Annotated in this window: 28 protein-coding genes and 1 pseudogene; 14 read left to right on the top strand and 15 right to left on the bottom strand. The window is 69.7% G+C overall.

Annotated elements, in window-relative coordinates:
* The first annotated feature begins 113 nt into the window (after window positions 1-113).
* Both HQK15_RS12515 and HQK15_RS12520 read left to right on the top strand, forming a co-directional pair.
* The gene (locus HQK15_RS12515; RefSeq protein WP_173491832.1) at window positions 114-260 is read left to right on the top strand and encodes a GPGG-motif small membrane protein; all 147 of its coding nucleotides are present in this window, start codon (window positions 114-116) and stop codon (window positions 258-260) included.
* 68 nt (window positions 261-328) lie between these two features.
* The gene (locus tag HQK15_RS12520; protein WP_173492219.1) at window positions 329-952 is read left to right on the top strand and encodes an L-threonylcarbamoyladenylate synthase; all 624 of its coding nucleotides are present in this window, start codon (window positions 329-331) and stop codon (window positions 950-952) included.
* A 4-nt stretch (window positions 953-956) separates the two neighbouring features.
* Here the strand turns inward: HQK15_RS12520 and HQK15_RS12525 are convergent, their stop codons facing one another.
* Window positions 957-1,124 (bottom strand): helix-hairpin-helix domain-containing protein, encoded by a 168-nt coding sequence (locus HQK15_RS12525; RefSeq protein WP_173491833.1) that lies wholly within the window; start codon window positions 1,122-1,124, stop codon window positions 957-959.
* A gap of 88 nt (window positions 1,125-1,212) precedes the next feature.
* On the opposite strand from HQK15_RS12525, the gene HQK15_RS12530 reads away from it, so the two are divergent.
* The gene (locus HQK15_RS12530; RefSeq protein WP_173491834.1) at window positions 1,213-1,590 is read left to right on the top strand and encodes a VOC family protein; all 378 of its coding nucleotides are present in this window, start codon (window positions 1,213-1,215) and stop codon (window positions 1,588-1,590) included.
* Here HQK15_RS12530 and HQK15_RS12535 read toward each other — a convergent pair.
* Genes HQK15_RS12535 through HQK15_RS12550 form a run of 4 tightly spaced genes read right to left on the bottom strand, consistent with a single transcriptional unit; the run spans window position 1,574 to window position 4,938 of the window.
* Window positions 1,574-2,737: an MFS transporter gene (locus HQK15_RS12535; protein ID WP_217361660.1), complete on the bottom strand. Its 1,164-nt coding sequence runs from the start codon at window positions 2,735-2,737 to the stop codon at window positions 1,574-1,576. The two genes, HQK15_RS12530 and HQK15_RS12535, sit on opposite strands and share 17 nt — an antisense overlap.
* Window positions 2,734-3,282 carry a GNAT family N-acetyltransferase gene (locus HQK15_RS12540; protein WP_173491835.1) on the bottom strand — a complete coding sequence of 183 codons (549 nt, stop codon included), beginning with the start codon at window positions 3,280-3,282 and terminating at the stop codon, window positions 2,734-2,736. The genes HQK15_RS12535 and HQK15_RS12540 overlap by 4 nt, the downstream gene beginning before the upstream one ends.
* A 37-nt stretch (window positions 3,283-3,319) precedes the next feature.
* A complete protein-coding gene (locus tag HQK15_RS12545; RefSeq protein WP_173491836.1) occupies window positions 3,320-4,255 on the bottom strand; it encodes a DNA-3-methyladenine glycosylase family protein in 936 nt (311 codons plus the stop codon).
* A 29-nt stretch (window positions 4,256-4,284) separates the two neighbouring features.
* Window positions 4,285-4,938, bottom strand: a complete 654-nt coding sequence (locus HQK15_RS12550) for a DnaJ family domain-containing protein (protein ID WP_173491837.1) — start codon at window positions 4,936-4,938, stop codon at window positions 4,285-4,287.
* A gap of 83 nt (window positions 4,939-5,021) precedes the next feature.
* Between HQK15_RS12550 and HQK15_RS12555 the strand changes: the two are divergent.
* Window positions 5,022-5,162 (top strand): annotated as a pseudogene (locus HQK15_RS12555) (Type 1 glutamine amidotransferase-like domain-containing protein); the annotation flags it as partial.
* 128 nt (window positions 5,163-5,290) lie between these two features.
* Here HQK15_RS12555 and HQK15_RS12560 read toward each other — a convergent pair.
* A complete protein-coding gene (locus HQK15_RS12560) occupies window positions 5,291-5,659 on the bottom strand; it encodes a hypothetical protein (protein ID WP_173491839.1) in 369 nt (122 codons plus the stop codon).
* Window positions 5,660-5,749: 90 nt separating this feature from the next.
* On the opposite strand from HQK15_RS12560, the gene HQK15_RS12565 reads away from it, so the two are divergent.
* Entirely contained in the window at window positions 5,750-6,376 is a 627-nt protein-coding gene (locus tag HQK15_RS12565; protein ID WP_217361661.1) for a class I SAM-dependent DNA methyltransferase, read from the top strand.
* 175 nt (window positions 6,377-6,551) lie between these two features.
* Here the strand turns inward: HQK15_RS12565 and HQK15_RS12570 are convergent, their stop codons facing one another.
* From HQK15_RS12570 to HQK15_RS12585, 4 genes are all read right to left on the bottom strand, one after another.
* A complete protein-coding gene (locus HQK15_RS12570) occupies window positions 6,552-6,938 on the bottom strand; it encodes a hypothetical protein (RefSeq protein WP_173491841.1) in 387 nt (128 codons plus the stop codon).
* A gap of 133 nt (window positions 6,939-7,071) precedes the next feature.
* Window positions 7,072-7,359 (bottom strand): HesB/IscA family protein, encoded by a 288-nt coding sequence (locus tag HQK15_RS12575; protein ID WP_173491842.1) that lies wholly within the window; start codon window positions 7,357-7,359, stop codon window positions 7,072-7,074.
* Window positions 7,360-7,450: 91 nt separating this feature from the next.
* Window positions 7,451-8,293, bottom strand: a complete 843-nt coding sequence (locus HQK15_RS12580) for a hypothetical protein (protein ID WP_173491843.1) — start codon at window positions 8,291-8,293, stop codon at window positions 7,451-7,453.
* A 25-nt stretch (window positions 8,294-8,318) separates the two neighbouring features.
* The gene (locus tag HQK15_RS12585) at window positions 8,319-8,912 is read right to left on the bottom strand and encodes a rhomboid family intramembrane serine protease (RefSeq protein ID WP_173491844.1); all 594 of its coding nucleotides are present in this window, start codon (window positions 8,910-8,912) and stop codon (window positions 8,319-8,321) included.
* A 97-nt stretch (window positions 8,913-9,009) separates the two neighbouring features.
* Between HQK15_RS12585 and HQK15_RS12590 the strand changes: the two genes are divergently transcribed.
* From HQK15_RS12590 to HQK15_RS12600, 3 genes are read left to right on the top strand one after another with little or no spacing between them, the layout of a single operon-like run.
* Entirely contained in the window at window positions 9,010-10,083 is a 1,074-nt protein-coding gene (locus HQK15_RS12590; protein ID WP_173491845.1) for a fatty acid desaturase family protein, read from the top strand.
* Window positions 10,084-10,115: 32 nt separating this feature from the next.
* A complete protein-coding gene (locus HQK15_RS12595) occupies window positions 10,116-10,364 on the top strand; it encodes a DUF2630 family protein (RefSeq protein WP_173491846.1) in 249 nt (82 codons plus the stop codon).
* A gap of 41 nt (window positions 10,365-10,405) precedes the next feature.
* Window positions 10,406-10,795, top strand: a complete 390-nt coding sequence (locus tag HQK15_RS12600; RefSeq protein ID WP_173491847.1) for a low affinity iron permease family protein — start codon at window positions 10,406-10,408, stop codon at window positions 10,793-10,795.
* 23 nt (window positions 10,796-10,818) lie between these two features.
* Here HQK15_RS12600 and HQK15_RS12605 read toward each other — a convergent pair whose 3' ends face one another.
* Entirely contained in the window at window positions 10,819-11,310 is a 492-nt protein-coding gene (locus tag HQK15_RS12605; RefSeq protein WP_173491848.1) for a phosphoribosyltransferase, read from the bottom strand.
* 34 nt (window positions 11,311-11,344) lie between these two features.
* Window positions 11,345-12,244, bottom strand: coding sequence for an alpha/beta hydrolase (locus tag HQK15_RS12610; protein WP_173491849.1), 900 nt, complete (start codon window positions 12,242-12,244; stop codon window positions 11,345-11,347).
* Between the two features lie 56 nt (window positions 12,245-12,300).
* On the opposite strand from HQK15_RS12610, the gene HQK15_RS12615 reads away from it, so the two are divergent.
* The 6 genes from HQK15_RS12615 to HQK15_RS12640 all read left to right on the top strand — a co-directional run bounded on the left by HQK15_RS12615 (window position 12,301) and on the right by HQK15_RS12640 (window position 18,141).
* On the top strand, window positions 12,301-12,942 hold the full coding sequence (locus HQK15_RS12615) for an MBL fold metallo-hydrolase (RefSeq protein WP_173491850.1): 642 nt from the start codon (window positions 12,301-12,303) through the stop codon (window positions 12,940-12,942).
* A gap of 1 nt (window position 12,943) precedes the next feature.
* Complete coding sequence (locus tag HQK15_RS12620) at window positions 12,944-13,915, top strand: DMT family transporter (RefSeq protein WP_217361663.1); 972 nt, start codon at window positions 12,944-12,946, stop codon at window positions 13,913-13,915.
* 31 nt (window positions 13,916-13,946) lie between these two features.
* Entirely contained in the window at window positions 13,947-15,482 is a 1,536-nt protein-coding gene (locus HQK15_RS12625; RefSeq protein ID WP_217361664.1) for a UDP-N-acetylglucosamine 1-carboxyvinyltransferase, read from the top strand.
* 47 nt (window positions 15,483-15,529) lie between these two features.
* Entirely contained in the window at window positions 15,530-16,300 is a 771-nt protein-coding gene (locus HQK15_RS12630; protein ID WP_367649161.1) for a glycerophosphodiester phosphodiesterase family protein, read from the top strand.
* Window positions 16,297-17,667, top strand: a complete 1,371-nt coding sequence (locus tag HQK15_RS12635) for an MFS transporter (protein WP_173491851.1) — start codon at window positions 16,297-16,299, stop codon at window positions 17,665-17,667. Before HQK15_RS12630 ends, HQK15_RS12635 begins: the two co-directional genes overlap by 4 nt.
* Window positions 17,668-17,748: 81 nt before the next feature.
* The gene (locus tag HQK15_RS12640; RefSeq protein ID WP_173491852.1) at window positions 17,749-18,141 is read left to right on the top strand and encodes an RNA polymerase-binding protein RbpA; all 393 of its coding nucleotides are present in this window, start codon (window positions 17,749-17,751) and stop codon (window positions 18,139-18,141) included.
* Between the two features lie 66 nt (window positions 18,142-18,207).
* Here HQK15_RS12640 and HQK15_RS12645 read toward each other — a convergent pair whose 3' ends face one another.
* The 3 genes from HQK15_RS12645 to HQK15_RS12655 are packed head-to-tail and all read right to left on the bottom strand — an operon-like array spanning window position 18,208 to window position 21,538.
* On the bottom strand, window positions 18,208-18,957 hold the full coding sequence (locus HQK15_RS12645; RefSeq protein WP_173491853.1) for a polyprenol monophosphomannose synthase: 750 nt from the start codon (window positions 18,955-18,957) through the stop codon (window positions 18,208-18,210).
* Window positions 18,954-20,462, bottom strand: coding sequence for an apolipoprotein N-acyltransferase (gene lnt, locus HQK15_RS12650; RefSeq protein WP_173491854.1), 1,509 nt, complete (start codon window positions 20,460-20,462; stop codon window positions 18,954-18,956). The genes HQK15_RS12645 and lnt overlap by 4 nt, the downstream gene beginning before the upstream one ends.
* Window positions 20,459-21,538, bottom strand: a complete 1,080-nt coding sequence (locus HQK15_RS12655) for a M24 family metallopeptidase (protein WP_367649162.1) — start codon at window positions 21,536-21,538, stop codon at window positions 20,459-20,461. The genes lnt and HQK15_RS12655 overlap by 4 nt, the downstream gene beginning before the upstream one ends.
* Between the last annotated feature and the right edge of the window lie 61 nt (window positions 21,539-21,599).

Genomic DNA, 21,599 nt, shown 5'->3' on the forward strand with positions numbered 1-21,599 from the left:
AACGCATCTGAGTGACCCAGGTCACAAGCAGGTCGAACCTGCGGGATTGAGACAGGCGGGGAGGGGTACTCCTGTTCGGACGACATGGGTCGTCGCCGAAAGGGAGGGAAACCATGTGGGAGACCATTCTGTGGATCGCCGCAGTCATCATCGGAGTGTTCGGAGTCATCCGGATCATCCAGCGTGACTTCTTGTACGGAGCCGTGCTGATCGTCGTCGCGCTCCTCGTGGGCCCGGGCGGCGTCAGCGTCTTCAGCTGACCGCAGGTGAGGGGCCGCGCGTGATGCGCGGCCCCTCACCATGTCCGGCCGTTTGGCCGTAGCCTCAGATCATGCGCTTCATCGACATCCACCCCGAGAACCCGCAGCAGCGGTCCGTCGACCAGGCTGCGGCCGTCATCCAGGAGGGCGGACTCATCGCCTACCCGACCGACTCGGGGTACGCGCTCGGCGCACAGCTCGGCAACAAGGAGGCGCTCGACCGCATCCGGACGATCCGCAAGCTCGACGCCAAGCACCACTTCACGCTGATGTGCAAGGACTTCGCGCAGCTCGGTCAGTTCGTCCACGTCGACAACGCGATCTTCCGGGCGGTCAAGAACGCGACCCCCGGGCCCTACACGTTCATCCTGCCGGCGACCCGCGAGGTGCCCCGGCGTCTGTTGCACGAGAAGAAGAAGACCGTCGGCGTGCGCATCCCCGACAGCCGGATCGTCATGGCCCTGCTCGAGGCGATGGGGGAGCCGCTGCTCTCCACGACCCTGATCCTGCCCGGCGAGACCGAGCCGATGTCGGCCGCATGGCTCATCGCCGACGAGCTCGACGGCCAGGTCGACGCGGTCGTGGAGTCCGGCGAGGACGTCATCGCCGAGCCGACGACCGTCGTCGACTTCTCGGACGGATCGGCCGAGGTCGTCCGTGTCGGCGCGGGAGACCCCTCGCCGTTCGAGTGACCCATCAGCCCCCGGCTGCCGCCTCCTTGAGGAGTCGGATGGCTCTGGGGCCGACGCCGTGCAGCGCGAGCAGGTCGTTCTCGTCCGCGGCGAGCAGCTCTTCGAGCGTCGTGTAGCCGGCGGCGTCGAAGGCGCGTCGTGCCGGCGCGCCCACCGGGGGGATGTCCGTCATGCGCCGAGAATCGTCTCCGCGACGGTTGTCTGTCAAGGCTCCTCGTCGTACGGTGCCGAGACCTGACACTGACTGCGAGGAGCCAGACATGGTCGACTACCGAAGCCCGTTCAGCGGGTTCTCCGTGCGCGACGTGCCCGAGTCGGTGGCGTTCTATCGCGACGTCCTCGGCCTCGACGTCAGCGAGGACGAGAACGGCATGGGGATCATCCACCTGGGCGACGACCACGCGGTGCTGGTCTATCCCAAGGGTGAGGCCCACTCACCTGCCTCGTTCACGGTGCTGAACCTGCCGGTCGACGACGTCACGTCCGCCGTGGCCGAGCTGGCCGAGCGCGGAGTCAACTTCGAGCGCTACGCCGGGATGCCGCTGGGCGACGACGGCGTCATGCGCGGCCACGGCCCCGACATCGCCTGGCTGACCGACCCGTCGGGCAACGTGTTCGCGGTCATCGCCGCGACATAGGCCTCGATGCCAGCACCATCGGGATCGTCACCGCGATGACGGCCAGTCCGACGAGCATGAGCTCTTCGGGCGTGATCACCGTCAGGGCCAGCGTGCTGAGCAGGGGAGCGGCGAAGCCGATGTAGGTCAGGCTGTAGAAGATCGCGTTGAGCGTGCCGAGGTCGTCGGGATGGGCCATCGACTCGACCGCCGTGAGCCCTCCGACCAGGATCAGCCCGTAGGCCGCGCCGAGCAGGACGGCAGCGGGCAGCACGAGCCAGGCCGCGCCGGTGAGGTCGAGCGCGGTGCCGACAGCGAGTCCTGCCGCTGCAGCGCCGAGCCCCGTCGTGATGATGCGACGAGGATCGCCGAGGCGCCGGCCGAGAGGCTGGATCGCGACGCCGGTCCACAGGGTCAGGCCCGCGAGTGCGCCGATCACGGCGATCGGGGCGACGCCGATGTCGACGAACGTCGGCAGGGTCGCGAAGCCGATGGACGCGCAGCCGAACACCCACGGGGCCGTGAACAGGACGCCCAGCACGAACGGGCGCGACGACACGATGCCCCAGACCTCGGTGTGACGCCGCGGCTCGTCGGTGCTGCGCGGGACGAACGGCTCCGGCGCGTGCCACGCGATCGCGATGACGACGGCCATCAGCACCAGGTGCGGCAGGTAGGGGAGGATCGTCGGCCCCGGCAGCCACTGCGCGACGATGCCGGCCACGAGGGGGCCGGAGCCGAAGCCGGCGGACAGCGCGAGCGTCGCCCGGCGGGCGCCGGTGCCACCGGGCCGGTCGGTCGACAGCTCCTTGATCCAGGCGGTGCCGGGGGCGAACGCAGCGCCGGACGCGATGCCGGCGACGAGTCGGCCGATCAGCAGCAGGGCGAAGCTGTCGCCGCCGACGATGAGGATGACGGTCGCGATGGTCGAGAGCACGAGCACGGGCCGCATGACGCGCCGACGACCGATCCGGTCGGAGATCGGTGCGACGACGAGCAGGGCCGGGATGAGGCCCAGGGCGTACGCGCCGAACAGCGCCGTGACGATCTCGGTCGAGGCGCCGTCCTCCTCGCGATAGACCAGCAGCATCGCCGCGAACTGGTTGGCACCCCAGCCGACGGCGAACATGGCCAGGGCGACGCGGACCCAGCCGGGGATGCGGCTCACTGGGCCGTGCGGGTGGTGAGGTCCAGCCCGAAGAGGGCCTTGGCGCCGTCGATCTCGGGGACGAGCACCTGCCAGCCGCGACCGGAGTAGAGGCGCGCAGCCGGGCCATCGTCGGGAGCGGTCGCGAGCAGTGCGCGCTCGTGGGGGAGGTCCTGGACCAGCGCGTCGTGCAGCAGGCCTGACAGCCCCTGGCCGCGGAAGGCAGGATCGACCACGAGGTCGACGAGCTCGAAGTGGTCGCCCACCCAGTCCTCGACAATGGCCTCGGGTGCTGCGCCCGCGAGCCAGTCGCTCCAGAACTGGCCGCGACGTCCGGTGAATCCGTAGCCGTAGCCCGACACGACGTCGTCCGTGGTGGCGACGACGAGGCGGAAGCCTGCGCGGCGAGCGTGCCGGGGGAGCGTCGAGGTCACGAAGTTGTCGGCGTCGAGGGCGCTCTCGGGCAGCGCCGGATCGCCGTAGGCGGCGAGGTAGACCTGCGCGAGGGAGTCCTTGACGGACCGGTCGACCTGTCGGCGGGTGAGCGTGCGCAGCGTCGTGGTCATGTCCATCTCAAGTCGTTCGGCACTCGATTTCATTCCGTCAGATGTTGCGATGGTCGACACGGGGGGCTCGCGGCCCTCGTCTGACCTGCGGCGCGAGCGGGCTGAGGGCGACGAGACGCACGACCCGCTGTCGGTGGGGACGCCACGGCTCGAGGACGCGCTCGAGCTCGGCGTCGTCGAACGGTCGGCCGGCGAGTGCCTGCCCGATGTCCTTGGCGACGTGGAAGTCTCCGAACGAGACAGCATCGGCGTCACCGAGGGCCCGGATGCCGACCTCGGCAGCCGTCCAGCGGCCGACGCCCGGGATCGACCGCAGGCCGCGATAGACAGCCGCGTGGTCGCGATCGTGGGTCACGACGAGGTCGTCGACCTGGCGGCCGAGGCGTGCACACGCCTGCGCCGTGCGAGCCCGTTGAGGGTCGACGCCTGCGAGGTGCCAGTCCCACGAGGGGACCGACGCCCAGGTCTCGGCCGTCGGGAACACCCTCATGCCGTCGGGGGCAGGCCCGGGTGCCGGGTCGCCGAAGCGCAGGTGGAGCCGCCGCCACGCAGCGAACGCGTCGATGCCCACGACGCGCTGCTCGATCACGGCGCCGATCAGGGCCTCGAGCACGCGGCCCGTGCGGGGGACCCGCAGCCCGGGGTGACGACGGTGCGAGTCGAGGACCACGGGGTGCTCGGGCTCGAAGCCGGTCGGGTCGTCGTCATCTCCGACGAGCGACTCCAGGCCGTCGAGCATCTCGGCAGCCCCGGGACCCCACGCGTCGGCCAGCACGACGCGCCGATCGGGCTGGCGAAGCCGGTAGGTGACCGCTCCGGTCGTCATCCGGCTCGTGCGCCACAGGGTCGAGCCGTCGCGCCGCGAGGTGGGGTCGTACGCGCCACGGCGCAGCAGCGACAGTGTCAACATCACGTTGACGTCGGAGCCGAGCGTCAGCTCACGCGTCATCGGGAGGTCGTCGGACGCCGGCATGGCTCTCAGTGTGCCCGCGGCATCGGACATCACGACGTGGCGCGGCGAAGGATGCGGAGCCGGGCGAGCAGGCGACGCCACCACGCAGGGGGAGTGGCTGCTCGCTCCTCGGCCCGCAGCTCGGCCAGGCGGCGCTTCTGGGCGGCGACCTTGTCAGCCCGGCGCTGCGTCCAGGCGGCGACCTCGGCATCGGCGTCGCGCAGGGGAGTGATGACCGGAGGACCGCCCTGCAGCTGACGCCGAGCGTCGATGACACGGGCGTTGAAGTCGTCGATCACGCGGCGCACGCCGGCCTCGACGGACTCGCGGTCGAGCACCTCGTCGAGGCGAGCGTCCTCGGTACGGAGGGCGAGCGCCGGGGGGAGGACGCTGATCTTCTCGCGCTCGATGAGCCGCTTGAGCCACCAGTCGGGGTCGTGCGGGCGGTCGATGCCCGGGATGGGCTTGCCTGCCCCGGGCAGGTTGTCGAACTCTCCGTCGCGCATCGCCTGCTGGATCTGGATCTCGACCCACGCCGGCTGATGGGTCCGGCGACGCTGGCGCGAGGCGGCCGCCTCGTCAGGAGCCTTGTCCGGCTCTGCGTCGGCGTGATCCTGACCCTGATCCTGTGCCTGACCCTGCGCGGCGGCCTCGGTCTCGAGGCGCAGACGGTACTCGTGCCGCTTGCGGTCGCGCGCGCTCATCGGCACCTCCTCGTCGTCCGTGGCCCTGCAGCCATTCTACGAGCGGGTCGTGAGGGGAGTGCCCGCGTTGCTAGGGTCCGATCATGCTCGGCACTGTCCTCGCCCTCGGTGGCGGCGGGTTCTCGATGTCCGACGATGGCTCCTTGGCGCTCGACGACTTGCTGCTCGAGCTGACCGGCAAGGGTCGGCCGCGCGTCTGCTTCATCCCGACCGCCAGCGGTGACGTCGACGGCTAGCACTGTCTTGGCCGACTGGTCGCCGCCGTGGAACAGGGGAGTGGCGCATCCTCTCCCCGACGAGTCCCGTCCTTCACCATCTGGTTGAACCCGGCCACAGCGGCATCTGCATCGTCCTAGGGGGTTCCGGAGGCTATGGCCGCGAGTGCCGCAGCGTATGGGTCGGCAGACGTGCGGACCGTCTCGCCGTCGCTGACGAGCAGGAGGTACATGCTGGCGCTGTCCCCGGCGAACAGGCGGGCGGCAAGCATGGCGCGCTCCCACCGAAGCACCAGCTCGACTCCGAGCGTGTAGTCGGGGCCGTATCCGGAGAAGATCTTCAAACGTCCGAGCCCGGCCATCGAGGCGAGGTGCGCGCGGATCTTTCGAAACTCCAAGGGGCTCTGGACGCCGCCTGCAAAGGACTCGACGAACAGGCGGGCAGCCAGGATGTTCTTGTCCTCGCCGAGCAAGGCGGCGAGCTTGTCATCGATGGGCTTGCTCATCGATGAACGCTACCAAGTCGGCAGGGGGAGAGGACGTCATGACGCGACCGGAGCGCGACCCGGAGCACGCCGAAGACAGGGATTGACGGCGTGGCCCGTTACGATCCGCGTGTGCTGAGAGCCGACGTCGCCGCTGCGTACGACGCCCGCGCGGACGAGTACGTAGCCAAGCTGGGCTCGGTCGAGCAGATGGCGCCGCAGGACGTGGCCACGATCGAGTCCTGGCGTGATGCCACGACCGGTTGCCTTCTGGACGCTGGCTGCGGGCCCGGGCACTGGACGGACGTGCTCTCGGCCGACGGACAGCGCAACGTGGTGGGCGTCGACGCTTCAGCGCGCTTCGTGTCGTCAGGACGCGGGCGGTTCCCGCACGTCAGTCTGCTCGTCGCGGATCTGGTGGCGCTGCCCATCGCCACTGCTTCGCTGGGCGGGATGCTCGCGTGGTTCTCGCTCATACACGCTGCGCCCACGGACGTCCCGGAGATCCTGGGGGAGGTCGCGCGAGTCCTCGCGCCCGGCGGATCCCTCTTGCTCGGCTTCTTCGACGGCGACGCCGGCGAACCGTTCGATCACGCCGTGACGACGGCGTACTACTGGTCCGCTGCCGCGCTCGGTGAGCTTCTCGTGCACCACGGGTTCGTGGTCGACGAGTCGGTAACGCGCCAGGATCCGGGAGCTCGACGACACGGGCATCTTGTCGCCACGCTGAAGCCATGAACAGCCTCAGCCTTGGCTGCGGAGAGATCGAGCTCAGGGGAGGCCTGTTCAGCAGGACGTGACGCTAGATCCTCATCAGTTGACATAATGTGCATTATCGGACACATGTCGAACGGGGCTCAGAACCCCGCAAGGGGCGATCAGCCGGTCGGTGTCTGGTTGATCGCTTCGCGCGTCACGCCTGACCGAAGATCTCGACGCCGAAAGACTCCGTCGGTGTGACGTGCGCGGTGGTGACGCCGTTGACGACGTCGTTGACCGCAGCGACGACCTTGCCGGCAGCCTTGCCGTTCTTCCAGCCGTCCATCAGGGCTGCAGGCGCACCGTCGACGCCGCCGCAGACGAGACTCAGCTCGGCGCCGGTGGCCCCCTGGGCGACCTCGACCAGGTAGTCGTGTCCCCACGACAATGCCGTCTTGCCGCTGCTGAACGCGATCCTGTGCCGCTCGTTGTCCAGCGCAGCCAGGGTGAACTTGCCGTTCTGGACGACGCCCAGGACGGCCTCGAAGACCTCAGGCGCGGGCTGGGTGAATGGTGCGGTCGTGAGCTTGGGCTTCTGCACGGGACCCCCGATGGTGTGGACGTGGTGAAGTCATCCTGTCTCATCCCCTCCCCAGTTCGTCAACCGCAACTTGACATAACGACAGCGCCTCCTGCCACCACGATGGTGACAGGAGGCGCCGCGACGTGCGGGGTCAGGCCTGCTGGCCCAGCCCGAACTGCACGGAGCCATCAGGATCGACCTGGGCGTCGAGCACCTTGTCGCCGAGCAGATCGGCGGCGGTGGGGTCGAGGAACACCCGGGCTCCCCCGTCGTCGACGACCTGGTCGCCCGGCTGCGGCGCCTCGACGGGCGTGAGGGCGAGGCCGGCTTCTTCCTCGGAGCCGGCCTGGCTGATGCGGAGCCCGGACTCGGCGGAGTCGGGAACCTGTTCGGCAATCTTCTTCACCACATCGGCGGCATTGTCGGTCAGGGTCAGCATGTCGTTCTCCTGTTCGTCAGTGTCGTGGCCAAACGTCCACACTTGCCGACGATCCACGAGGAGGCAAGTCGAGCAGGTCGGCGGCGGACGCTCAGGCGCACCCGATGGGGTCCTTCGCACGGGGCCACTTCTCGACGTCGTCGGCCTGTCCGACCTTGACCAGATAGGCCGCGTCGTCGGTCAGCCACAGCTGTCGTCCGTCACGGCGGTAGCCGGTGTCGCGAGCATCCTTCGGGACGGTCGCGTCGCGGTCGAGGACGCCGGTCAGCAGGTCGTTCAGCTCGCCGCTCGGGTCACGCACGTAGCCGGGCTGCCGGGGGTCCTCCCCCAGCTGCAGGAAGGTGATGTCCCGCCAGTCACAGTGCTCGGCACCCTGGTAGGAGGAGATCACTGACGCCGGCACCCGCTGGCCACTGACGTCCGTCCACACCTGGAGGTAGGAGTCCTCCGTCAGCTCTGCCGGCAGCTCCGCCGGGTCGCACTGGGCCCATGACTCCACTCCCCAGCCGGTCTCGCCGCGATAGTCGGTGACGCGGTCGGAGACGATGAAGGCGATCACGGTCCGCCGGTCGACGTCGAAGGAGTAGAGGGAGCGCAATTTCTCCTGTCGTTCCAGCCGATATCCGTTGTCGGGGACGCCCGTGCCCGCGCCCTCCTCGGTGATGAAGTTCTCGATCGCGTCGGGTGCGGAGTCCTGGACCTCCTCGAGCCCACCGTCGTAGTCTCCGCCACCGCCCGCATACGGCGTCCCCGTGCACTCCAGGGCTCTGCCGGCCGCGCCGGAGCGCTCGACCGCGGTCGCGTCGTCGGCGAAGTCCTGCGGCAGGACCATCGGGCCGTCGTACGGCTTCTCGGGCGGTGGAGACGACGGCACGCCTGCACCACATCCCGCCACGACGAGCAGCAGGCCGAGGACCCCGACGAATGACTTCATGGCAACGGATGTCCGGCCATGACCGTCAGGTCTCGTCGTGATCGGAGCGCTCGGCGAGGAGCCAGGCGGCCAGTGCGCCGGCGAGCGCGCCGAACAGGTGTCCCTGCCACGAGATGCCGGGGCGTCCGGGCAGCACTCCCCACAGGATTCCGCCGTAGATGAGCAGCACGCCGAGCCCCATGACGATCTGTCCAAGACTGCGCGTGAACACGCCCCGGACGACGAGGTAGGCCAACCAGCCGAACACCAGGCCCGAGGCTCCGATGTGGTTGCTGTTCGACCCGGCCAGCAGCCAGACACCCAGACCGCCGAGGACCCAGACGATCGCGGTGACCTGCACCCACGTCCGCACCCCTGACAAGCCGATCAGGAAGCCGAGGAACAGCAGCGGCACGGTGTTGCCGATCAGGTGAGGCCAGTCGTCGTGCAGCAGGGGCGCGAACAGGACGCCGTCGAGCCCGTCGAGGCTGCGCGGGTGGATGCCGTTCTGCTCCAGGCGTCCTGAGCTGACGACGTCGACGACCTCGACGACCCACAGCAGCGCGACGCACGCGCCGACGAGGAGGCCGGCACGCACCGGGATGGACCCCAGGGACGGCTCGTTCGAGGTCTCGCTCATGTCGTCGATGCTAGGTGGTCGTCGGTGGGTCCAGACCCACCCTGAGACGGGTCACAGCACCATCGCCCGCGACGCCGGGCGTTCCTAGCGTGGAGGCATGACCTCGACGACGACCCCAGACCGTCCAGCAGACCGGTACGTGAGCCTGTACGCCGGGCTCCTGAAGGACGTCCGGCGGCAGGGCCTGCTCGAGCGCCGCCACCTGTACTACTGGACCCAGATCGTGCTCGCCGTGTCGGCGTTCGTCGGCGTGTGGGTGGCGTTCTTCGCGCTGGGAGACTCGTGGTGGCAGCTCGGCGTCGCCGCGGCGCTCGGCCTCGTCGTGACCCAGTTCGGGTTCCTCGGTCACGACGCGGCCCACCGGCAGATCTTCACGTCGGCCAGCTGGAACGCCTGGTCGGCGCGCATCTTCGCCGGCGCCTTCGCCGGCCTGAGCTATGCGTGGTGGCGTGCCAAGCACGCGAAGCACCACCAGGCTCCCAACCAGGAGGGCATCGACCCCGACATCGGGCCGGGTGCGATCGCGTTCACGCCGGCGATCGAGGCGGCGCGCCAGACAGGCTTCGCCGGCTGGTTCGTGCGGCGGCAGGGCTGGCTGTTCTTCCCGCTGCTGACCCTGGAGGGGCTCAACCTGCACGTCAGCAGCATCCGCGCGGGTCTCGACCGGGGCTCGCGCCAGCCGTGGCGTCGCACCGAGCTGGCCATCGTGGTGACGCGCCTGGTCGCCTACGTGTCGGTGCTCGTGGCGTTCCTGCCCCTGCCGATGGCCGTGGCCTTCTTCGCCGTTCAGATGGCCGTCTTCGGGGTGTGCCTCGGTGCGTCGTTCGCACCGGCCCACAAGGGCATGCCGATCGTGCCGCCGGGCATGCGGCTGGACTTCCTGCGGCGTCAGGTGCTCGTGTCGCGCAACGTGCGGGGCAACCCGCTGACCGACGTCGCGATGGGTGGCCTCAACTACCAGATCGAGCACCACCTGTTTCCGAGCATGCCGCGGTGCAACCTCAAGCGGGTCCGGCCCACCGTCCGCGCCTACTGCGCCCGCGAGGGCATCCCCTACCAGGAGGTCGGTCTCTTCGAGTCGTACGGGATCGTCGTCGACTACCTCAACCACGTGGGTCTGCGCGCCCGCGACCCGTTCGACTGCCCCCTCGCCGCCCAGCTGCGCGGCTGAACGGTCCCCGACGGCGGACGTAGACTCCGGACATGACGACTGATCAGGGAATCCACGAGCACATCACCGCTCTCGTGACCGAGGAGAAGGTCCTGCGCCAGCAGCTCGCCGACGGCGAGATCACCCGCGACGACGAGCACGCACGTCTCAAGCAGCTCGAGGTCGAGCTCGACCAGGCCTGGGACCTGCTGCGCCAGCGCAAGGCGCTGCGTGAGACCGGCGGCTCGGCGGACGACGCCGCAGAGCGGTCCGGCGACGTGGTCGAGAAGTACCTCAGCTGACGTCCCGAGCAGTGGCCCTCCCCCGGGTCTAGGGTCTCTGCATGACGAACAGATCCACCGCCCGCCAGGGGCAGGACGACCGCTCGGCCTTCGACCGTTTCGTCGAGGGCGCCTATCAGCACGTCAGCCGCGCGCCGTTCTTCGCCGTGATCATCGTGCTGATCGTCGCCTGGCTGCTGAGCGCCCCGCTCTGGGTCGACCTCAAGGCGTGGCAGGTCGCGATCCACACCGTGGGCACGGTGATCTCGCTCATCCTGCTGGTGCTGCTCGAGAACGCCGGACGCCGCTCGGAGGAGGCCGCGCAGGAGAAGCTCAACGTCCTGGCCGAGGCGCTCGCCGACCTGATGGCGTCACGCGCGCAGGACGACCCGGCGCTCGAGGAGTCGGTGGCCCGTCTGCGTGAGGCCGTCGGCCTCGAGGACCGGCACTAGCCGCACCGCAGGACGGACGCCTCTCAGCTGTCGACGACGCCCGAACGGGTCACGACAGGCGGCTCGGTCGACCACGGGAAGTTGATCCAGCGATCGGTGTGCTTCCAGGTGTAGTCGGCCTTGATGACCGACCGCGGCTTCTCGAACAGCACCGCGGTGCGGACCTCCGAGACATGGCCGCGGCAGAAGTCGAAGACCAGCTCGAGCGTCTTGCCGCTGTCGGCCACGTCGTCGACGACGAGGACGGACAGGTCGTCGAGCTCGGTCGCGTCGAGGAGCGGCGGCAGCATGACCGGGGCGTCGAGCGTCGTCCCGACGCCGGTGTAGAACTCGACGTTCATCGTGAACAGGTTCTTGCAGTCGAGCGCGTAGGCCAACGACCCGGCCGGCACCAGGCCGCCGCGTGCGATCCCGAGCACGACGTCGGGCCGAAAGCCGCTGTCGGCGATCGCGTGCGCGAGCTCGCGGCTCGCCGTCCCGAACAGCTCCCAGGTCAAGATCTCGCGCTCAGACATGCGGACACTCTGCCACCTGGCCGAAGGCATCCCGTCAGTCAGGGGCCCGGCCGCCGAGCGCGGTGCGGACGTGGGTCGCCAGGTCGTCCAGCAGCCCGCGCGCCTGCCGCGGGTCGTCGCCGTCGAGGAAGTAGTGGTCGCGGCGCGGCACCACCCGGTGCTCCACGAGCAGGCCGGCCTCGTCGAGGCGGGCGGCGTACGCATCGCCCTCGGCGCGCAACGAGTCGTACTCGGCGGTGTAGACCACCGCCGGCGCCAGCCCGGCCACGTCGTCGACGAGCAGCGGCGACGCATAGGGCTCGGACCGCCTCGAGGCGTCCTTGAAGTACGTCGACCGCACGAGGGTGAGCAGACCGGGGCCGATCATGGGGTTGGACACCACGGACGGCTTGCCGTTGACGTCACCGGCGACGTCGAGCGACGGCACGCCGAGCAGCTGCAGCAGCGGACGCGCGGTCCCGAGGTCCCTGGCCTGCAGGCAGGCCGACGCCGCGAGGTTGCCACCGCCGCTGAAGCCGCCGATCGCCAGACGCTCCGGATCGAGCCCCCACTCCCCTGCGTTGTCCGCGAGCCACGCGAGGACGTCGTGGGACTGGTGCTGCGCGACGGGATAGCGGACGCGTGGCGCGGCGAGGTAGTCGACGTTGACGACGGCGACCCCGGCCTCGGCCACGATGAACCGGCAGAAGAAGTCGTCCATCTGGGGGAACCGCATGATGAACGCTCCGCCGTGCAGGTGGACGTACGTGCCCGGCCGTTCGACCCCGGGTGGCACGTAGAGGTCGACCTTGACGCGACCGTGGCGGGTCGGCACGCGGCGTGACACCGGGGCCGGGAGGTCGGAGCCAGCGAACCGCAGCTGCTCGCCGTAGCGGACGGTCCAGCGCGCGGTCAGGCCGGCGGCCAGCGCCGAGAGGTCGGAGGTCAGTGGCATGACCATGATTCGGAGCCGGTCACGGCACGGCTGGGCGCCGGTGCAAGATGGATGACATGCAGATCACTCGCTTCGGGCACGCCGCCATCCTCGTGGAGGCCGCCGACACCCGCCTGCTCATCGACCCGGGCGTGTTCAGCCCCGACGAGACGTTCGCGCTCGAGGGGCTCGACGCCATCGTCGTCACCCACCAGCATCCCGACCACCTCGACCAGGACCGCGCGACGGGCCTGCTCGAGCGCAACCCCGACGCGGTGCTGATCTGCGATCCCGAGACGGCGTCCCAGGTGGGCGGCGGCTGGACGTCCAACACCGACGGCACCGAGACGGTCGTCAAGGGCCTCACGATCCGCGGTGTCGGAGCCCGTCACGCGGTGATCCTGCCCGAGATCCCCCGCATCGCCAACGTCGGTGTGCTCGTGTCGGCGGCCGACGAGCCCGTCCTGTTCCACCCGGGAGACACGTACGAATACGCACCCGAGGGTGTCGACGTGCTGGCGCTGCCGCTCTCGGCGCCGTGGGCCAAGCTCAGCGAGACCGTCGAGTTCGTGCAGCGAGTCTCGCCGACGTCGCTGATCCCGATCCACGACCGGACGGTGTCCGACGCCGCCTACGGGATCTACTGGGGCCAGCTCACGGCGCACAGCGGTGTCGAGGATGCGCGCCTGCTCGGGCAGACCGACGCCAGCGCCTTCTGAGGTGAGCGAAGCTCCCACGTGGCTCCGTGCTGCCTCCGTGCCGCTGATGCTCGGGGCCGGCGCGCTCGTCGCCTGTGAGGCCCGGATCAACGGCGAGCTGGCCGACAAGCTCGGTGACGGGCTCCGCTCCGGCGCGGTCGCGGCGACGATCAGCTTCGGCAGCGGGCTCGTGCTGCTCAGCCTGCTGCTCATAGCCCTGCCCAGCGCCCGGCACGGCGTCGGCCGCATCCGCGGCGCTCTGGCCACCCGACGGCTCCGTCCGATCGAGGTGCTCGGTGGTCTCGGCGGCGCATTCTTCGTCGCGACCCAGGGCATCACGGTCGGCACGATCGGTGTGGCGTTGTTCATCGTCGCCTTCACGGCCGGGCAGTCCGCCAGCTCCTTGCTCACCGACCACGTGGGCCTCTCCCCCAGCGGCCGTCACGCGGTGACAGCGCCCCGCGTGCTCGCGGCGGCCCTCGCGGTCGTCGCCGTGGTGCTGACGGCCGGCGAGCGACTCGTCGACGACGCCGACCTGCTCATCGCGTTCTTCGCGCTGCTCGCGTTCGTCGCCGGCACCCTCCAGGCCGTCCAGCAGGCGCTCAACGGCCGGGTCGCCGCGGTCGGCGGGTCGTGGGCCACGACGTGGAACAACTTCCTCGTCGGCACGACCGGCCTGGTCGTGTTCGCCCTGGTGAGCCTGGCGTTCGACGGTCAGCTGGACGGGCTCCCGGCGGCGCCATGGCTCTACCTGGGCGGTCTGTGCGGGGTCGGATTCATCTGGATCGCGTCGTGGACGGTGCGCCTGCACGGCGTCCTCGTCCTCGGGCTGTGCATGATCGCCGGACAGGTGGTCACGGCCGAGGTGATCGACCTGTTGGGTGACGACTCGCAGGTCGGTATCGTCGGGGTGCTGGGGGGCGCGCTGACGCTCGTGGGGGTCGCGATCGCGCTCCTCGCTCGTCGCGTCGCCACGCCGATTTCAACAGATTGAGTTATCTCATATCTGAGATATGGTGGAGAACATGACTGTGCGCGACGACTATCTGGCCCGTATCGGAGCTCTCATCAGGGACGCCCGACAGCACAGCGGGCTGACGCAGGCCGAGCTCGCGACCGAGCTCAAGACCAGCCAGAGCGCGATCAACCGCATCGAGAAGGGCCAGCAGAACCTGACCCTCGACATGCTGGCGCGCATCGGCAGCGCCCTCGACTCCGAGCTGGTCAGCGTCGGTACGTCCGGCCCCAGCCACCTGCGGGTGGCCGGGGGCACGACGCTCTCGGGCACGATCGACGTCAAGTCGAGCAAGAACGCCGGCGTCGCCCTGCTGTGCGCGTCGCTGCTCAACGCCGGGACCACGATCCTGCGCAAGGTCGCGCGCATCGAGGAGGTCAACCGCCTGCTCGAGGTGCTGACCTCGATCGGCGTCAAGGCCACGTGGCTCAACGACGAGAACGACCTCGAGCTCATCGTCCCCGCCCACCTCGACCTGGCCGCGATGGATGCTGACGCCGCCCGCCGCACGCGCAGCATCATCATGTTCCTCGGCCCGCTGATGCACCGCTACGACGACTTCGAGCTGCCCTACGCCGGTGGTTGCGACCTCGGCACCCGCACGGTCGAGCCACACATGACGGCCCTGCGCCCGTTCGGCCTGAAGGTCGTCGCGACCGAGGGCAGCTATCACGCGACGGCAGCCGTCGGCGTCGGTCCCGAGCGGCCGATCGTGCTGACCGAGCGCGGAGACACCGTCACCGAGAACGCGCTGCTGGCCGCGGCCCGCTACGACGGCGTCACCGTCATCCGCAACGCGAGCCCCAACTACATGGTCCAGGACCTGTGCTTCTTCCTGCAGAAGCTCGGCGTCGGCATCGAGGGCATCGGCACCACGACGCTGCGCATCACCGGTGCCACCGAGATCAACCGGGACGTCGAGTACGCGCCGAGCGAGGACCCCATCGAGGCCATGAGCCTCATCGCGGCCGCGATCGTCACGAAGTCGAGCATCACGGTGCGCCGGGTGCCGATCGAGTTCATGGAGATCGAGCTCGCGCTGCTCGAGGAGATGGGCTTCCAGTACGACCGGAGCCCCGAGTACGCCGCCGAGAACGGCGAGACCCGCCTCGTCGACATCACCACGTACGAGTCCCGGCTCCACGCCCCGATCGACAAGATCCACCCGATGCCCTTCCCGGGCCTCAACATCGACAACCTCCCGTTCTTCGCCGTCATCGCGGCGACCGCGGAGGGGCAGACGATGCTGCACGACTGGGTCTACGAGAACCGCGCGATCTATCTCACCGAGCTCAACAAGCTCGGCGCCCAGGTCAAGCTGCTCGATCCGCACCGCGTGCTGATCGAGGGGCCGACGCACTGGAGCGGCGCCGAGCTGATCTGCCCGCCCGCGCTGCGCCCCGCTGTCGTGATCCTGCTCGCGATGCTCGCAGCCAAGGGCACGTCGGTGCTGCGCAGCGTCTACGTCATCAACCGGGGCTACGAGGACCTCGCCGAGCGCCTCAACGCCCTCGGCGCGCAGATCGAGACCTTCCGCGACATCTGAGCCGGGGGTTGCGGCGCGCTGGCCCTCCGAGGGCATAGCGTGGCGTCGTGCCCGGCTTCCTTGATCGACCACCCTTGGCGATGGCGCACCGGGGCGGTGCGGGAGTGGTCGACAACGTCGGCATCGAGAACTCCCTCGCGGCGTTCGGCCGCGCGTACGCCCTGGGCTACCGCTACCTCGAGACCGACGTGCGGTGCACGTCCGACGGCGTGGTCTACGCGGTGCACGACGAGCGGCTCGACCGGCTGACCGGCGGCAGCGAGGCCGTGGGAGAGATGTCGTCGACCGCGTTCGACCTGCAACGCCTCGACGGGCGTGAGCCGTTCGCCCGCCTCGCCACGCTGCTCGAGGCGTTCCCCGACGCCCGGCTCAACATCGACGTCAAGTCCGACGACGCGGTCGAGCCCACGTGCGAGGTCCTCGAGGCACACGACGCCGTCGACCGCACCTGCCTGAGCTCGTTCTCCCATGCCCGACTCAGTCACATCCGACGCACCCTGCCGGGCGTGGCGACATCCGCCTCGACCCGCGAGGTCGTGCTGGCGCGGTTCGTGCCCGCTCCCCTGCTCCGGGTCGCCGGCCGTCCCCGCGGAGCGTGCTTGCAGGTGCCGCACCGCCGCGGACCTTTCACGGTGGTGACCCCGCGCTTCGTGCGTCGTGCCCACGCGCTGGGGCAGCAGGTCCACGTGTGGACGATCGACGAGCCCGACGAAATGAACCAGCTGCTCGACCTCGGGGTCGACGGCATCATCACCGACCGCACCGACGTCCTCAAGGACGTCCTCGTCACCCGAGGCACGTGGAGGGAGCCCAGATGAGCGGCAGGAAGACCGACAAGGTCAAGGCCAACCCGGAGCAGAGGGCCTGGTTCTTCTACGACTGGGCCAACTCGGCCTACATCACGACGATCGGGACGGTGCTCTACGCGCCCTACCTGACCAGCGTCGCCGAGCGGGCGGCTTGCGGGTTCGTGGGCGACGAGGACCGCAAGTGCACCGAGAACCTCTCGGTGCTGGGCCTCTCGGTCTCGGCCGGGTCGCTCGTGTTCTACGTCGTGACGCTCGCCACGGTGATCTCGGCCTTCGTCCTGCCGATCGTGGGCGCGATCGCCGACCGGGTCGAGTCCAAGAAGACCCTCATGGCCCGGCTGGCCTGGTCCGGCGCGGCCGTTGCGGCGCTGATGTTCTTCGTGACGGGCACCAACTGGCAGCTGGGTGCTGCGCTGCTGGTGGTGGCCAACCTGTTCTACGCCTCGTCGATCGTCGTCTACGACGCGATCCTCGTCGAGGTGGCCGAGCCCGACGAGCGCGATCGCATCTCGTCGAGGGGCTGGGCGCTGGGCTACCTCGGCGGCGGCCTGCTGCTGGCGATCAACCTCGCCCTCGTCACGGTGCTTCCGTTCGGGCTGTCCACCGAGATGGCCGTGCGGATCAGCCTGCTCTCGGCGGCGCTCTGGTGGGCGTACTTCACACTGATCCCCTACCGCGGCATCAAGGACCGGGCGCCGCGCGGTGCGGTGCCCAGCGACGACGCGACGCTGATGCAGCGCAGCTTCGGTCAGTTGGTCCGGACGCTGCGCGAGCTGCGCAACTACCCGCAGACGCTGCTGTTCCTGGTCGCCTACCTGTTCTACAACGACGGCATCCAGACCGTGATCTACTCCGCGTCGGTCTACGGCGACAAGGAGCTCGGCTTCGAGACCAGCGTGCTGATCGCCACGATCCTGGTCGTGCAGTTCGTGGGCGTGGTCGGTGCGCTGGTGTTCGGCCGTCTCGCGGCCCGCATCGGCAGCCACAGGACGATCCTCTACGGGCTCGGCGTGTGGATCCTGGTCGTGTGCTTCGGCTTCTTCCTGCCCAAGGAGCAGATCGCACCGTTCCTGCTGCTCGCCGTGGCGATCGGGCTGGTCCTGGGCGGCACCCAGGCCCTGTCTCGGGCCTTCTTCTCCCAGCTCATCCCCCGCGGCCGTGAGGCGGAGTACTTCAGCCTCTACCAGGCGTGCGAGCGGGGCACGAGCTGGATGGGGACCCTGGTCTTCGGCGTCGTGCACCAGCTCACCGACTCCTACCGGCCGGCCATCCTGGCCCTGATCGCATTCTTTGTGATCGGCGGGGTACTGCTGTGGAAGCTTGACGCACGGCGAGGCATCGTCGAGGCCGGCAACATCGCGCCTGCAGTGGTGTGACCTGAAACTGATCTGTGTTCAGGGGAATCTCATGTGTGTCATCTACGTTGTCATAGGTAAGGCACTAGGAAGGGGACGCACATGGCTGAACGTGCATTGCGAGGTGCTCGGCTCGGGACACAGAGCTTCGAGGACGAGCGCGGCGTGGAGATGGCTCCCCGGCAGCAGGTCGAGTACGTCTGCCCGGACGGGCACACGTTCTCCGTGACCATGGCTGACGAGGCCGAGATCCCGTACGAGTGGGAAGACCCCAAGACCGGTCAGATCGGACAGCTGGCCGACGGCGTCAAGCCCGAGGGCAAGGCCGAGAAGCCTGTCCGCACCCACTGGGACATGCTGCTCGAGCGTCGATCCGTCGACGAGCTCGAGGAGATCCTGACGGAGCGGCTCGAGCTGCTCCGCGGTGGGGAGATCGGACCGCCACACCTTCACCGGCCCGCCAAGAAGAGCGCGGCCAAGAAGAAGAGCGCCTGAGGCTCACGCAGTCTCACGTGAAGAGAGACCCCGGCTTCGGCCGGGGTCTTTTGGCGTCCCGGGGTGCTACCGCGACAGGCTCAGCGCCGTGGAGCGACGCAGCGGCGGCGGCACCAGCCGGGCCAATCCCCAGACCGTGACGCGCCACAGGGCCTCCCGCACGATCGCGCCGCTCATCTTGGACTGCCCGCGCTCGCGCTCGACGAACGTGATGGGCACCTCGACCACCGACATGCCGGCCGCCACGACCCGCCGGGCCATGTCGATCTGGAAGCAGTAGCCCTGCGACGCGACCTCGGCGAGCGGCAGCTGCTCGAGGGTCTCGCGCCGGAACGCCCGGAAACCGCCGGTGGCGTCGTGCACGGGGATGCCGAGCATCAGGCGGGCGTAGAAGGTGCCGCCCCGCGAGATCAGACGACGGTGCCACGGCCAGTTGACAACGCCGCCGCCGGGGACCCAGCGTGATCCGAGCACCAGGTCGGCGCCCGCCTCGCTGGCGGCGAGGATCTGGACGAGGTCCTCCGGCCGGTGGGACCCGTCGGCGTCCATCTCGAGCAGGACGTCGTAGCCACGCTCGAGACCCCAGGCGAACCCGGCGCGATAGGCCGAGCCGAGGCCCTGCTTGGAGGTGCGGTGCAGGACGTGGATCCGGGGATCGTCGTGCGCGAGGCGGTCGGCGATCCCGCCCGTCCCGTCAGGAGAGCCGTCGTCGGCCACCAGCACGTCGACACCGGGCTGCTGCGCGTGGATGCGGTCGAGGATGATCTCGAGGTTGCTCGCCTCGTTGTAGGTCGGAACGATGATGAGAGCTCTCATGGCGTCTCGACCTCCTTGCGTCGTCGTGTGCCGAACCACCATGCTCCCACCCCGAGGGCCACGAGCACCCACTCCAGGTAGCGGCCGATCACGAGCGCCGGCGTCGTGCCCGACGCCAGGGTGACCTGGGCGCTGATCGTGGCCGGCTCGTGCATCGGTGCCCGGTCGACGCTGCGCCCCGACGGGTCGACCACGCCGCTGATGCCGTTGGTCGACGGCACCACGACCCACCGGCCGGTCTCGATGGCGCGCAGGCGCGAGATGTCCCACTGCTGCTCGGGCTGCGACGTGCCGGTGAAGGCCGCGTTGCTGGTCTGCACGACCATCATCTGCGCTCCCCCGTCGACCGCGCGTCGGGTGACGCTGTCGTAGGCGATGTCGTAGCAGATCGTGTCGCCGATCAGGGTGTTGCCGATCGTCATCGCGCCGGGCTGGTCGCCGGCCAGCATGTCGCGCGGGATGTCGCGGGCGAGGCGGTTGACGATGAGGCCGGCCTGCTTGCGGAACGGGACGTACTCGCCGAACGGGACGGGCTTGAGCTTGTCGTAGCGGTCGCCCGGCCCGTCGGCGGTCCAGACGACCCCGGAGTTGCGCGCCGTGTCGACCGTCGGGCCGTCGAAGATGCCACCCACGAGGATGGGCGCCCCGAGACGGGCTGACAGCGACTCGATCTGGGTTCGGATCGTCTCGTCGTTGTACGGATCGATGTCGGTCGCGTTCTCGGGCCACAGCACCATGTCGGGCTGCGGCGCGCTGCCGTCCTCGATCGCCGCGGCGAGACGCTCGGTCTCGGCGACGTGCAGCTGCATGATCTCGCCGCGGGGCCAGGTGAGGAACACCCCGGGGACGTCACCCTGGACCAGTGCCACCTGCCGCGTGCCGTCAGCCCCTGCGATGCCGGTCGGCAGCACGACGCCGATGCCGGCGAGGACGACGATGCCACCGGCAGCGACGAGCCTGACCCGTGAGGCCGTTCCGGTGACCACGACGACGAGCAGGGCGGCGACGAGGAACAGCACGGCGCTCGTGCCGGGCATCGCCACGAGGCGCGCGTAGGACGAGAACGGGGTGTCGATCGACGTGTGCGCCAGACGTCCCCACGGGAAGCCCGTGAACGGGAACCGGCCGCGGGCCCACTCCCCTGCGACCCAGACGCCGGCGCCCCAGAGAGGCCACGCCGTCAGACGGGTCGCTGCCCGCAGCGCCAGCATGATCGGCACGAAGAACAACGTCTCGGCGATCACCAGGCCGACGTAGGCCCCCTGGCTGACCGCGTTCATCCACCAGATCAGCGGGCCCATGAATCCGAGGCCGTACAGCAGGCCGGTGACCGCCACGGTGCGCTTGCGGGCGCCGTCGAGGGACCGGGCGAGCCAGATGAGCCCGGCCACGCCCACGACCATCGCGAACGGCAGCGCCACCGGGTCGAAGCTGAGGGACGACAGCACGCCCAGTGCAGCAGCGGCGGGCCAGGCGACCTTCCACCCGATGCGGGGTCGTGTCACAGGGCGACGAGCCCGCGCGGGGTGTTGTTGAGCACCTCGAGCCCGTCGGCGGTGCAGACGGCGATGTCCTCGATCCGCGCGCCGAACTGCCCGTCGAAGTAGAGGCCGGGCTCGATCGAGAACGCCATGCCCTCCTCGATCACCAGGTCGTTGCCCTCGACGATGTAGGGCTCCTCGTGGGTCTCCTGACCGATGCCGTGACCGGTGCGGTGGATGAAGAGGTCGCCGTAGCCGGCGTCGGCGATGATCTGGCGGCCGATCAGGTCGATCGACTCCGCGGTCACACCGGGCCGGGCATGCTCGCGCTGGGCCTGCTGGGCCGCCTCGAGCACCGCGTACGCCTCGACGTACGCGGCGGGTGCGGTGCCACCGGCCAGGTAGTTGCGGGTGGAGTCGGAGCAGTAGCCGGACGGCATGGTGCCGCCGATGTCGACGACGACCGGGTCACCCACCTCGATGACGCGGTCGGAGACCTCGTGGTGCGGCGACGCGCCGTTGGGGCCCGAGCCGACGATGACGAAGTCCACGGTCACGTGCCCCTCGTCGATGATGGCGCGCGCGATGTCGGCCCCCACCTCGCGCTCGGTGCGACCTGGACGCAGCCACTCGGCCATGCGGGAGTGCACCCGGTCGATCGCGAGGCCCGCCTCGCGCAGCGCGGCAACCTCCGTGTCGTCCTTGCGGATGCGCAGCTCCTGCACCAGCGGGCCGGCGAGCACCTGACGGGCCGACGGCAGCGCCTCGCGCAGGGCGAAGACCCGCGAGGCCCACATGTGGTCGTCCACGCCGATCGTGGCGGCGTCGCCCACCAGGCTCGCCACGAGGTCGAAGGGGTTCTCGGTCTCCTGCCACGACGCGATCGCGGTGTCGACGCCCGAGGCGACGGCCGCCTGCCGCTCCAGGTGAGGGACGACCAGGGTCGGCTCGCCCTGCGCGGGCAGGACCAGACAGGTCAGTCGCTCCAGCGGCAGGGCGACGTATCCCGTGAGATAGCGGAGGTCAGCCCCCGGGGTCACGAGCAGGGCGTCGATCCCCTGCGTTGCTGCCAGTTCCTGAGCCTTGCGCCACGTGTTCACGTGACGACGATACCGGTGGCCCACACGCGTCAGGGCATGCCATATCGGCCGGACTGGCCTA

Source organism: Aeromicrobium stalagmiti, from assembly GCF_013283745.1.
In the GTDB taxonomy this organism is placed as follows: Bacteria; Actinomycetota; Actinomycetes; order Propionibacteriales; family Nocardioidaceae; genus Aeromicrobium; species Aeromicrobium stalagmiti.